Annotated in this window: 6 protein-coding genes; all 6 read left to right on the top strand. The window is 59.2% G+C overall.

Going from position 1 to position 12,365, the window contains the following annotated elements; all coding sequences use genetic code 11:
• Nucleotides 1–34 precede the first annotated feature (34 nt).
• The 6 genes from HBO23_RS19205 to HBO23_RS19180 all read left to right on the top strand — a co-directional run bounded on the left by HBO23_RS19205 (nucleotide 35) and on the right by HBO23_RS19180 (nucleotide 12,350).
• Nucleotides 35–6,028 (top strand): NEL-type E3 ubiquitin ligase domain-containing protein, encoded by a 5,994-nt coding sequence (locus HBO23_RS19205; protein ID WP_170039176.1) that lies wholly within the window; start codon nucleotides 35–37, stop codon nucleotides 6,026–6,028.
• Nucleotides 6,029–6,133: 105 nt separating this feature from the next.
• On the top strand, nucleotides 6,134–7,036 hold the full coding sequence (gene cysM, locus HBO23_RS19200) for a cysteine synthase CysM (RefSeq protein ID WP_017134870.1): 903 nt from the start codon (nucleotides 6,134–6,136) through the stop codon (nucleotides 7,034–7,036).
• Nucleotides 7,036–8,388, top strand: a complete 1,353-nt coding sequence (gene rlmD / locus HBO23_RS19195) for a 23S rRNA (uracil(1939)-C(5))-methyltransferase RlmD (RefSeq protein WP_170039174.1) — start codon at nucleotides 7,036–7,038, stop codon at nucleotides 8,386–8,388. The genes cysM and rlmD overlap by 1 nt, the downstream gene beginning before the upstream one ends.
• Before the next feature lie 152 nt (nucleotides 8,389–8,540).
• Nucleotides 8,541–10,784: a GTP diphosphokinase gene (gene relA / locus HBO23_RS19190; protein ID WP_017134872.1), complete on the top strand. Its 2,244-nt coding sequence runs from the start codon at nucleotides 8,541–8,543 to the stop codon at nucleotides 10,782–10,784.
• Between the two features lie 161 nt (nucleotides 10,785–10,945).
• Complete coding sequence (gene mazG, locus HBO23_RS19185) at nucleotides 10,946–11,779, top strand: nucleoside triphosphate pyrophosphohydrolase (protein WP_017134873.1); 834 nt, start codon at nucleotides 10,946–10,948, stop codon at nucleotides 11,777–11,779.
• 25 nt (nucleotides 11,780–11,804) lie between these two features.
• Nucleotides 11,805–12,350, top strand: a complete 546-nt coding sequence (locus HBO23_RS19180; protein WP_017134874.1) for a DUF2058 domain-containing protein — start codon at nucleotides 11,805–11,807, stop codon at nucleotides 12,348–12,350.
• Nucleotides 12,351–12,365 lie beyond the last annotated feature (15 nt).

Below are 12,365 nucleotides of genomic sequence, written 5' to 3'. Positions count from 1 at the left end.
AGGCTCGTCATTTATCACACCCTTTGAGGGAAAAATGACAGAGCCTGAAGAGACACTCCCACTTCGACCCATGGATACGTTGTCTGCGTATATCCAGGAACAACAAGCCCAAGGGCCGTTGATGACTGGCGCAGAGTGGTCCATAACACGCGTCTTGTTACCTTTGCGCAAGACACTTGAGCGCTTTTTCGGCGGCCTTGATGAGCAAGAGCAGCAAGACTACATACGTTTGCAAAAGGCCTACGTCAGCGCACAAACCACATTCGAAGCGGCTATCAAGCAACTCGGCGCGGACCTTGAAACCACCTTGTTGGCGAGCCTGACTGCAAGGCTGAAAGCACTGGCCGGCAAAGAGGTTGATCCCAAGGTTGCGCGTATCCATACCCGCTATGTGAAACCGGCTGATACATCGACGCCAAACAACCCAACCCTGCGAGTTCCACGCGCGATAGATGACCGCGTGGACAGCGAGGGCCTGTCCAGCGTCACCCTGTGGGAGGCCGCCTGCATGAACTACAGCGGTTTGTCGGGGTGGGGCTTTCCGGGGCATGTCAGCCTGAAGGAGGCCAGCTATCTGGATTCGAATGTCGGAATCAGCGCGGCGGATTTCATCGAGCTGGTGCGCGAACTCAATCTTGGCACCCAATTGCGCACGCGCCTGGACAGCGCGCTGCAGAGCTCTACGCTATTGGGGGCGCAGGTGTTGGCGCTGGCAACTGCAGAACTTGAATTCGCGTTGATAGAGGCCTTGAGGACCACCGACCGAAGCCGGGTTGACCGGGAAAAATACCACGCTGTGGTGGGTGCGTTATCAGGCGAGTCGCCTTGGGATGTCACTCAAGAAGTGAAACTGTTCATTCCCTATGGCCCGAACAATATCAATGGGACCGAACGCTATGGCCTGCTTGGCGTATACACGGACCTGCCAAGAGGTGACTACCTGAGCATTCCTTATGTGATTTTCTCGGTCAAAGGATGCAAAGGCGCGTTCAGCTATTTCCCCGACCGGCCTGGCGGTGCCCTCAAGCACTACGACAAGTTTTCGGAGGCTGCCAACGAATTTTATGTCGGCTTCAAGGCGTTTTATGCGCGAAAGGAAATGGGGTGGTTGTATCAGTCCATGTCGCTGTCCGACTACGCGCGCTTGAACGCCAGGCCGGCGAAAGAAAGCAGGCCGGAGGAGCTCAATGCATTTGCGCAGTTCTTACACCGGTTGTGCGGGCGTGCAAGCAGGCTTACCCAGGTCAACCACATCGGCTACAAGCGCGATAGCGTTTACAACGCGCCGACAGTCAGCCTCTATCGTTTTTACATCGAGCGTTGCCGAGCCAACCTCAAGGTATTGGCGCATGAAACGCCGGGCGCCATGGCCACCTTGCTTGAGTTTTCCCAGACGCTGTTCGGTGAAATCATCAACCTGCTGTTGATCCCGGTGCCAGGGCCTTTGAAAGGCCTTGGGCGGTTGAGAGCGTTCGCCCTGTTCACTTCAATAGGGCTGACATTTTTCCAGGCGCTGCAAGAGGATAGCCGCGCAAACTTGGTGCAATTGGCGATAGATATCGCTGACTTGCTCAGCAGCAGGTTTTTGCACCGACGTTTGGCCCCGACGGTCAGGCGCCGGCATCAAGCGTTGTATAGCCGGCTGGCCCAGCAAAGCAGACTGATGACGACCACTGAGCGCAAGAGTCAGACAGGCGGCCAACTGGTTGAAAAAATGATGGGCGCCACCGACGTACCCACACAAACGTTAGAGCGGATCGTCAGCCTCAGTAATAGCTCGCGAGCCGACCTGGACCAGGTATGGGATGGAGCACCGCCCTCGGCATCGCTGGTTGAGGCGGTGAATCGGTTTAACGTCGACAAGCTGATCGACTGGGCTGCCAAGGGGGCCGACGCTAACCTTCCCGAGGCGGTCGGTGCCGTTGAGATTCTCGCTCCGCTACTCACCCAGCATAAGGATTGGCCGAAAAGCACATCCTTGAGCATTCAAAACCCGCAAGGCGTGGAAGTACGGCGCTATAGCAAACGTGCGGATCACAAGACCACGGCAGTGGTCACGGTCACCGTGTTGGAAAGCGGACTGTTCGCTTATTCAACGCCACGCCGGATCAGCGCTCATTTGCCCCAGGCTATTGTCGATTTGCTACCCGACGTTTTTTTATCGCGCAGGTCGACGTTGGTCGAGCAACTTGCCGATAAAGCCGACGCGTTGCGCATTGATCTGTTTGAGGCACTCACGGTGTATGCCGATACCAGTCGATCCGCGGCCACGGGCGCACCAGCATCAGTGCTTCGATTACTGCCTGACAGCGTTGCCAGCGCTACCCCGCCGCACCCCGTGATTGAGCAGTTATATACCTTGCACCCCGGATTGAGCCGGGCACGGTTGCTGGAAGTGCTGCGCCGAAATCCGTTGTCGGAACATCAGCAGGCACAACTCCTGCAATCGCAACTGCAACCCGAAGCGCTTTACACCGCGCTGCGCTCTGCCCGTCAGGTGGCACGCGCAGAAACCATGGTTGACGGCGTACTCCATCCTCGGCGCTTCAGTCAGAAAATTCAGAACTGGGCTACGGAGTTTGCCGTCCAAGCACTGCGCGACCTGACCGGCCAGGTACTCGTCATCAGCCCTGAAGCGCAAGCGATACCTTATGTTTCGCGGGGACCGCTGGACAAAACCATCGTCGTGATCGATCACGGGCGCGGACAGTTTTCGTTGTTTGACATTCAATCCCCCAAACCAAGGTCGACCGAAACCGATGATTTATATCAAACGGTCGTGAGCCAAATCTCTGAAACCGACCTGTTACGGTTGGGGTGGGACGAGCAGGGCGCTGCCTCTCAGTTCCGGCACACAGTCGCCCAGGCCTTGCTCAATAACCGTACGGCCGATGGCAAGTTTTATCCGTCACGCCGTGAGATCGGGCAATACGCCAGCGTTGTCGAGACGTCAAATATGGTGCCCGAGCCTGACGCGCTCGGCCTTTACAGCCCGGGCAACGATCGCTTCGTGTTTATCGAGGGAAATTATTTCAAAGTCATCCAGGGGCAAGGGCTGGTCCCCTGGCGTATTCAACACCCATTGCTGGAGCAGGCCTATGCACCCGTGCTGACCCACAATGGCGCGGGCGCCTGGCGCCACGAATGGGAGAACCCGCTGACCTGGGACGGGCAGAAGCCGTTTTATCGCCTGGGGCCATCGTTTCGTGCGTTGACGCCGGATGCCATTGTGCAGATCCAGCAGATAAGTGGAGTGACGCCGGACATCCTGCGCCGGATGCACGCACGTAATGAACGGCCTCCCGCTATCCTGAGAGAGACCGTCGAGCGCTTCACGATTCATCAGCGGCTCAAGACGCACCTGGAAGGTATGGAGACGCTTGAGGGCACCGCGTTGGGGCGCGATTTCCTTGATGAACTGCTGGGAGAGATTGGGCCGGCCAATGCCGATGCACTGGTCGGGCGCGCCGGAGTCAGCAGGGCGGACCAGGTGTCCGTGCTGGAGGCCAAGGTTATGACCAATAAACCCAGGATGGAGCGGCTTTTTTTCAAGGCGTTGTGTCATAAAAGCGCGCAGTCGTCCGACCCTCTGGCGCAAGTGCTGCAGCGCGATTTTCCCGGTTTGACTGCGGTCATTGCCCAAGACTTGGTGAGTCAGTCCACGCCTGCTGAGCGAAGTAGTCTGGAGGCCGGTCGCGTGCCGTTGACGCTTACGCCACTCGTGCGTTGGTGGTTGCATTCTCTGCGCAAGGCGCGCGCCTTGGAGGGGGTACATATGCCTATCACCGGTGATGAAGACAGCGCGAAATTAATCCTGCGGACACTGTCGGACATCAATGGATGGCCAAAGAACCTGCGGGTCGAGGTGTGGGAAAGAGGGCGTCTGATTGACAGCATCGGCGCCACTGACTCGCCGCATAAGCGTGTGCTGGAGGTGCAGGACGGTCAGTACCAGGCGTACACGGTGCAAATCAACGGCGGGCGCCAACCGATAGGCGGCTACGGTGAGTTTCTGGTGGTTTTGTTAAATGCACTGCCGACGGCGGAGCGCCAGGCCTTGGGCTACACCCATGTGACGGGTGTTGAAGAACTGACACAGGAGATTGCGCGGCGACTGGAAACCCAGCCAGCGCTCGGCGACTCCCGGTTTAATATTGAAAAGCTGCTCGGTATGGAGCCACGCCCCTGGTTTAACCCGCCGCAACGGCTCAGTGATGGGCGTATTGGTTATCCGCTGAGCGGCGATGGCGGTTCAGGTGGCGTAGCGGCTGCGCAGGTGGCGCAGTGGCGCAAGTTGTTTCCGACCAAGACCGATGCAGAGGCGAGTGAGAGAGTCCTCAACCTGGGGGAATCCTTCGCGGAGCGACAGTCCGCCATCAATCAACTTTTTTCTGAACAGGAGGCCTTGAATGCCAGCCTGGAGCGATGGTGCTTGCTGGGCGATAGTGTGAACTTGAGCGCACACCTTCAAGCCTCTGAACGTATTCGACGTTGCTGGAGCCGACAGGAGTCCGTACGTGGTATGCCCTATGAGCTTTACCTCGACGACCTTGCCCTGAATGACCTGCCTGTGACGACTGCGAGCTTTTCCCACGTCGATCTGCTGAGCTTGAGGAACAATCAGTTGCAAACACTGCCGACAGAGTTCCTCCGGTGCTTTGGGTTTCTGCGCAGTCTCTCTGTTGATGGCAACCTGTTGGATCATGTGCCTCAAGGGTTGTCAGAGCTGCGGTATTTGCAGCAACTGAATTTGTCGAACAATCGTATTCGGCCCAATTTGCAGGATGTTCTGGGTCTGAAAGAGTTGACACGCCTGACCTGGCTGGACCTGTCCTATAACCCTCTGGGGCAAGGCAGCCGGCTGAACCTGTATCGTCTGAAGGCGTTGGAAGTCCTCAACCTCAAGAATACACACATCCATCAGTTGCCCCGGGGCGCGGTGACTCTGCGACGTCTGAGTACCTTCGATCTGCGCGACAATCAGCTTCATGTACTGACCGAAATGGATCTGGGCCTGAACCTCAATGTCCATCGTGCAATGGATTTGCAGGGCAACGAGTTGGCTGCGAGCACATTGGAGGTAATCCGCCAATACCAACAAAGACCGGGTTACCAGAATGTTCATTTCGGCGTGTCGGACGCTTCACTCACGGTGTTGTCTTCCGTTGACCCCTGGTTGATATCGATTCCCGCCGGCGAGACAGCGCAACGTCGAGCGCTTTGGTCTTTGATCGATGCGAATCGTAATTCCCAGAACTTTCGCGTGCTGCTAGGGGTTTTTGCCGCCTATCCGCCATTTTTAGCTGCCAAGTATCGAGCATTGCGCGAGGACATCAGCCGCAGAGTCTGGCAATTGATTGACTGCGCCACCCATGACACACACATTGAACGGGTTTTGTTTGAGCAGCCCTTGGAGTACATCCGGGCCCAGGCTGATGGCTGGCTGCTGTGCCTGAATGATCTGGAACTTGCAGTGTTGCCGTTGCAGATGCTGGCACCAGGCAGTCAAGCCGTGGCAGCAGACTTTTTGAATTATTACCGAGGATCTAATCGGATCGCGTCCATCAAGCAGCGGGCCACTTTAGACTTTCCAGCCCATTCAGGCGTTGAACACAGTATGTTCTTGCTGGGTTGTCGGCTCGCCTTGGCGCAGGATCTGAATCTACCCCTGCCGCTCACGATGCGTTTTTCTACACCCGTCGTGGAAATTGATCCGCAGGTGTTGAATGAATATCGCCTGGCCATTATTCGTGATGAGGCTCGAATCAATTGGCCGGATTTACTCAAGGATAAAGAATATTGGGTGACGTTTCTGGAGCTCAAATACCCGTTAATGTTTGAGGCGGCGCGAAGCCCGTACGATGAGCGGTATCAGCAGGCTTTAGAGCAAGTCCAAGTCGGGGATTTGAGCGAAAATGCTTACTTTATCAAGGGGGGCGAGATTGCTGTGGCAATGCTCTCAGCCAAGAATGACCTCGTTCTGCAGTTGACGGCGCAGGAATGGGCGGCATTTGTCGGCAGCGACTGACTGCGCTTATATCTGTATTGAATAAGCATCACACTTTGCGTGATATGGCCCGCCGGCCTTTCCCGGTATGATGTTCGCCCCCGCAGTCTGGATTGCGAATACGCCATGACCTTGCAGTACCCTACAATCGCCGATTGCGTCGGCAACACGCCCCTGGTCCGCTTGCAACGCATGGCGGGTGAAACCAGCAATACCTTGCTGCTCAAGCTCGAAGGCAACAACCCGGCCGGTTCCGTCAAGGACCGCCCGGCGTTGTCGATGATCACCCGCGCCGAGTTGCGTGGGCAGATCAAGCCGGGCGACACCCTGATCGAAGCCACCTCGGGTAACACCGGCATCGCCCTGGCCATGGCCGCGGCGATCAAGGGTTACAAGATGGTCTTGATCATGCCCGACAACGGCAGTGCCGAGCGCAAGGCGGCGATGACCGCCTATGGCGCCCAACTCATCCTGGTCACCCAGGAAGAAGGCATGGAAGGCGCGCGTGACCTCGCTGAGCGCATGGCCGCCGAAGGCCGTGGCGTGGTGCTCGACCAGTTCGCCAACGGCGATAACCCCGAGGCACACTACACCAGCACCGGCCCGGAAATCTGGCGCCAGACCCAAGGCAGCATCACCCATTTCGTCAGTTCCATGGGCACCACCGGCACCATCATGGGTAACTCGCGCTACCTCAAGGAGCAGAACCCGGCGATCCAGATCGTCGGCCTGCAACCGATGGAAGGCGCGGCCATTCCCGGTATCCGTCGTTGGCCTGAAGAGTACCTGCCCAAGATCTACAACGCGACGCGCGTGGACCGCATCATCGACATGGCCCAACGTGAAGCCGAAGACACCACCCGCCGTCTGGCGCGTGAAGAAGGCATCTTCTGTGGCGTGTCCTCCGGTGGCGCTGTGGCCGGTATGTTGCGTCTGTCCAAAGAAGTTGAAAACGCGGTGATCGTCGCGATCATCTGTGACCGAGGCGACCGCTACCTGTCGACCGGCATCTTCGACGAACCCAACTGATGGCCAAGCACGAGAGAGGCCTGCGCTTTCAGCCGACGGGCGGCAGCCGCGCCCCGCAGATTCCGGTGGGCAAGAAGCAACGCCTGACCATCGAACGCCTGGCTAACGATGGCCGCGGCATTGTGTTCTTTGAAGGCCGCACCTGGTTCGTCAATGGCGCGCTGGCCGGCGAAGAAGTCGAAGCGCGGGTGTTGGGCGCCCACGGCAAAATCGTCGAGGCGCGTACCGAGCGTGTGTTCAAGGCCAGCGAGCTGCGTCGCCCGGCACCGTGCGCGCACTTCGGCCGCTGTGGCGGTTGCAGCGTGCAGCACCTGCCCCATGACGAACAACTTGCCCTGAAACAGCGCATGCTCGCCGAGCAACTGACCCGTGTGGCCGGTGTCGAACCGCAAGAGTGGGCGGCACCGTTGAGCGGGCCGGAGTTCGGCTACCGTCGCCGCGCCCGTGTGGCGGTGCGCTGGGATGCCAAGGCCAAACAGCTTGAGGTGGGTTTTCGCGCCGTGGCCAGCCAGGATATCGTCGCTGTCGATGATTGCCCGGTGCTGGTACAAGCCTTGCAATCGATCATGCAGCGTTTGCCGAACATGCTGCGCCGCCTGAGCAAACCACAGGCGTTGGGGCATGTGGAGTTGTTCAGTGGTTCGTCGATTGCCGTGTTGCTGCGGCACATGGCGCCGCTGTCCGAAGCGGACCTGCAGGTATTGAAAGAATTTTGCACCTTCCATGACGCCCAATTGTGGCTGCATGGCGAGGGCCAGCCGGAGCCGGTAGAGCCGGGTCAGGCGCTTGGTTTTAGACTGGCGGCGTGGGATCTGGAACTGGCTTACCGTCCGGGAGATTTTGTCCAGGTCAACGCCGGAGTCAACGATGCGATGGTCGCCCAGGCCCTGGAGTGGTTGGCGCCAAAGGCCGAAGAACGGGTGCTGGACCTGTTTTGCGGGCTGGGCAACTTTGCCCTGCCACTGGCCAAACAGGTGCGCGAAGTGGTGGCGGTAGAGGGCGTGCAAGCCATGGTCGAGCGGGCGGCGCAGAACGCCGTCAGCAACAATTTGCATAATGTGCAGTTTTTTCAGGCCGATCTGTCCCAGCCTTTGACCGACGCGGAGTGGGCCAAACAGGGCTTTTCTGCGGTACTCTTGGACCCACCCCGTGACGGTGCCCTGGAGGTTGTGCGCAAGCTCGCCACCCTGGGGGCCAAGCGCTTGGTGTATGTGTCCTGCAACCCGGCCACGCTGGCGCGGGACACGGTTGAGTTGGTCAAGCAAGGCTACCGGCTAAAACGTGCCGGGATCCTCGACATGTTTCCGCAAACAGCGCATGTCGAGGCCATGGCGTTATTTGAAGCGGGCTAGGATGCCCGTTTAATCCGACTGGCCTGTCGTCTCCTGGGCCGTGACCTGTCAGGGAGTGGTACCTAGCCTAATGGTTGCACCGCTAGGGTTACGCAGCAGGTCAGCGATGATTTTTGGCGCATCCAAGGTGCGTCGTAGGGAAGGTAAGCAAGATGGTACAGGTGAGAGCACACCAGCCGATCAACACCGACGGCAGTATCAATCTCGAGGCATGGCTGGATCATGCCGTCAGTGTCGACCCGGCACTGGACCGTGAAGCCTTGAAAGCAGCCTGCGAGTTCGCTCGTGAGTCTGAACAGCAAGACAATGCGGCCAAGAACCTGTGGGCCGAAGGCACTTCAAGCTTTCGCACCGGGTTGGAAATCGCCGAGATCCTCGCCGATCTCAAGCTGGACCAGGATTCGCTGATCGCCGCCGTGCTTTATCGTGGCGTGCGTGAAGGGCATATCCCGTTGCCGACGGTCAGCCAGCGTTTCGGCGCGGTGGTGGCCAAGCTGATCGACGGCGTGCTGCGCATGGCCGCCATCAGCGCCAGCCTCAGCCCGCGTCAGTCCATGGTGCTGGGCACCCAGGGCCAGGTCGAAAACCTGCGCAAAATGCTGGTGGCCATGGTCGACGACGTGCGCGTCGCGCTGATCAAGCTGGCCGAACGTACCTGCGCGATCCGTGCGGTGAAGACCGCCGACGACGAAAAGCGCAACCGCGTGGCCCGCGAGGTGTTCGACATCTACGCGCCGCTGGCGCACCGCTTGGGCATCGGCCATATCAAGTGGGAGCTGGAGGATTTGTCCTTCCGCTACCTCGAACCCGACCAATACAAACAAATTGCCACGCTGTTGCACGAGCGGCGGCTCGACCGTGAGCGCTTTATCACCGACGTGATGGGCCAGCTGCGTTCCGAGTTGCAAGCCACCGGCGTCGACGCCGACATCAGCGGCCGCGCCAAGCACATCTATTCCATTTGGCGCAAAATGCAGCGCAAGGGCCTGGCCTTCAGCCAGATCTACGACGTGCGCGCCGTGCGCGTACTGGTGCCGGAAATGCGCGACTGCTACACCGCGCTGGGCATCGTGCACACGTTGTGGCGGCACATCCCCAAGGAATTCGACGACTACATCGCCAACCCCAAGGAAAACGGCTATCGCTCGCTGCACACCGCCGTGATCGGTCCCGAGGGCAAGGTGCTGGAAGTGCAGATCCGCACCCACGCCATGCACGAAGAGGCCGAGCTTGGAGTTTGCGCGCACTGGCGCTACAAGGGCACCGACGTCAAGGCCGGGTCCAACCAGTACGAAGAGAAGATCTCCTGGTTGCGCCAAGTGCTGGAATGGCACGAAGAACTGGGCGATATCGGCGGCCTGGCCGAGCAGCTGCGGGTGGATATCGAGCCGGACCGGGTCTATATCTTCACCCCCGACGGCCACGCCATCGACTTGCCCAAGGGCGCCACGCCGCTGGACTTCGCCTATCGCGTACACACCGAAATCGGCCACAACTGCCGGGGCGCCAAGATCAACGGGCGCATCGTGCCGCTCAACTACAGCCTGCAAACCGGTGAACAGGTCGAGATCATCACCAGCAAGCACGGCACGCCGAGTCGCGACTGGCTGAACCCGAACCTGGGCTACATCACCACATCGCGGGCGCGGGCGAAGATCGTTCACTGGTTCAAGTTGCAGGCACGCGACCAGAACGTCGCGGCCGGGAAGACCTTGCTTGAACGCGAATTGGCGCGCCTGGGCCTGCCACAGGTGGACTTCGACAAATTGGCCGAAAAAGCCAACATGAAGATCGCCGAAGACATGTTCGCAGCCCTCGGTGCTGGCGACTTGCGCCTGGCGCAATTGGTCAATCTGGCCCAGCAACTGGTCGAGCCGGAGCGCGGCAGCGAGCAGTTGGAACTGATTCCGCGCAAAGCCACCGGCTACAAGCCTGGCAAGCGCGGCGATATCCAGATCCAGGGCGTGGGCAACCTGATGACGCAAATGGCCGGCTGCTGCCAGCCATTGCCGGGCGATGCCATCGTCGGCTACATCACCCAGGGGCGTGGCGTGAGCATTCACCGCCAGGATTGCGCCTCGGTGCTGCAACTGGGCGGGCGCGAGCCCGAGCGCATCATCCAGGTCAGTTGGGGCCCGGTGCCGGTGCTCACCTACCCGGTGGACATCATCATCCGTGCCTACGACCGTTCCGGTTTGCTGCGTGACGTGTCGCAAGTGCTGCTCAACGAGCGCATCAACGTGCTGGCGGTCAACACCCGCTCGAACAAAGAGGACAACACCGCGTTGATGTCCCTGACCATCGAGATCCCGGGGCTGGACGCGTTGGGGCGGTTGCTGGGGCGGATTTCCCAGTTGCCGAACATCATCGAGACTCGGCGTAATCGCACACCTTGATGCGGTCTGAAAATATCTGTGGGCTGCTTTCTGTGGGAGCCGGGCTTGCCCGCGATGCAGGCGACTCGGTCTGTCTGATAGACCGAGTCGAGGCTGTCGCAGGCAAGCCAGCTCCCACATTAGATCTTCAGCGGTTCCAGACAATGGGCAGAGATTGACCGATGTATTCACTTGAAGACCTGCTGCACCTGATGAATCGCCTGCGCGACCCGCAATACGGGTGCCCGTGGGACATCAAGCAAACCTACGCGACCATCGTGCCGCACACCCTTGAAGAAGCCTACGAGGTTGCCGATGCCATCGAGCGCGGCGACTTTGATCATCTGCAAGGCGAGTTGGGCGACCTGTTGTTCCAGGTGGTGTATTACAGCCAGCTGGCGCGGGAAGAAGGGCGCTTTGAGTTTGCCGGGGTAATCGACAGCATTACGCGCAAGCTGGTTCGTCGCCATCCGCACGTATTCCCGACGGGTGATTTGTACGCGCCGCTGGATATTCCCCAGTTAAGCGAAGAACAGGTTAAAGAACGCTGGGAGCAGATCAAGGCCGAGGAGCGCGCAGAAAAATCCGACGCACCCGAGCAATTGTCCCTGCTCGATGACGTACCTGCGGCCTTGCCCGCGTTATCCCGCGCCGCCAAATTGCAAAAGCGCGCCAGCCAGGTAGGTTTCGACTGGCCGGCTGCCTTGCCGGTGGTCGACAACGTGCGTGAAGAGCTGGATGAAGTGCTCGAAGCCATGGCTGATAACGATTCGGTGGCGATCGCCGATGAGGTCGGTGACCTGTTGTTTGCGGCGGTCAACCTGGCCCGTCACCTCAAGGTCGACCCGGAAACCGCGCTGCGTGGCGCCAACGCCAAGTTCGAACGACGTTTCCGATTTATCGAACAGGCATTGCGCGATACGCACAAACCCATAGAAGATTGCACCCTCGAAGAGTTGGACGCCCTGTGGGGCGAAGCCAAACGCCAGGAAAAGAATGTGTCCAGCTGCGGTTGAGCAGTTGCCTAAGTGAGTAAGCACCATGAGCCTTTCCCTTCGCGACCAGTTGCTCAAAGCAGGTCTGGTCAACCAAAAGCAGGCCAAGCAGGTCGGCAAAGACAAACAGAAGCAGCAGCGCCTGGTCCACAAGGGCCAGATCGAGGCTGATGACACCCAGGCGCGCCTGGCCGCCGAAGCGCATGCCGAAAAGGTCAAGCGCGACCAGGAACTGAACCGCCAGCAGCAGGAAAAAGCCGAGGCCAAGGCCCGCACGGCCCAGGTTAAACAACTGATCGAAACCTCGCGCCTGCCCAAGCTGACTACCGAGGACTACTACAACTTCGTGGATGACAAGAAGGTCAAGCGCCTGTCGGTCAACACGTTGATGCGCAACAAACTGAGCAACGGCTCCCTGGCGATCGTGCACCACGGTGGCGGCTACGAGGTGATCCCGCGTGAAGCGGCGCTGAAGATCCAGGAGCGCGCACCAGAGCGTATCGTGCAGCTCAATATCCTCACCGAAAGCCAGGTGCCGGATGAGGACGATCCATACGCGGCCTACCAGATCCCGGATGATCTGATGTGGTAAGGCGTTAAAAACAAC

Source organism: Pseudomonas sp. WS 5532 (assembly GCF_012985445.1).
GTDB lineage: Bacteria > Pseudomonadota > Gammaproteobacteria > Pseudomonadales > Pseudomonadaceae > Aquipseudomonas > Aquipseudomonas edaphica.
This window is presented reverse-complemented; position numbering and strand designations above follow the sequence as displayed.

What these genes read in the sequence shown, in the direction of transcription:
- HBO23_RS19205 (WP_170039176.1), top strand. Translation starts at nt 35, where the DNA reads ATGACAGAGCCTGAAGAGACACTCCCACTTCGACCCATGGATACGTTG.
- cysM (WP_017134870.1), top strand. Translation starts at nt 6,134, where the DNA reads ATGACCTTGCAGTACCCTACAATCGCCGATTGCGTCGGCAACACGCCC.
- rlmD (WP_170039174.1), top strand. Translation starts at nt 7,036, where the DNA reads ATGGCCAAGCACGAGAGAGGCCTGCGCTTTCAGCCGACGGGCGGCAGC.
- relA (WP_017134872.1), top strand. Translation starts at nt 8,541, where the DNA reads ATGGTACAGGTGAGAGCACACCAGCCGATCAACACCGACGGCAGTATC.
- mazG (WP_017134873.1), top strand. Translation starts at nt 10,946, where the DNA reads ATGTATTCACTTGAAGACCTGCTGCACCTGATGAATCGCCTGCGCGAC.
- HBO23_RS19180 (WP_017134874.1), top strand. Translation starts at nt 11,805, where the DNA reads ATGAGCCTTTCCCTTCGCGACCAGTTGCTCAAAGCAGGTCTGGTCAAC.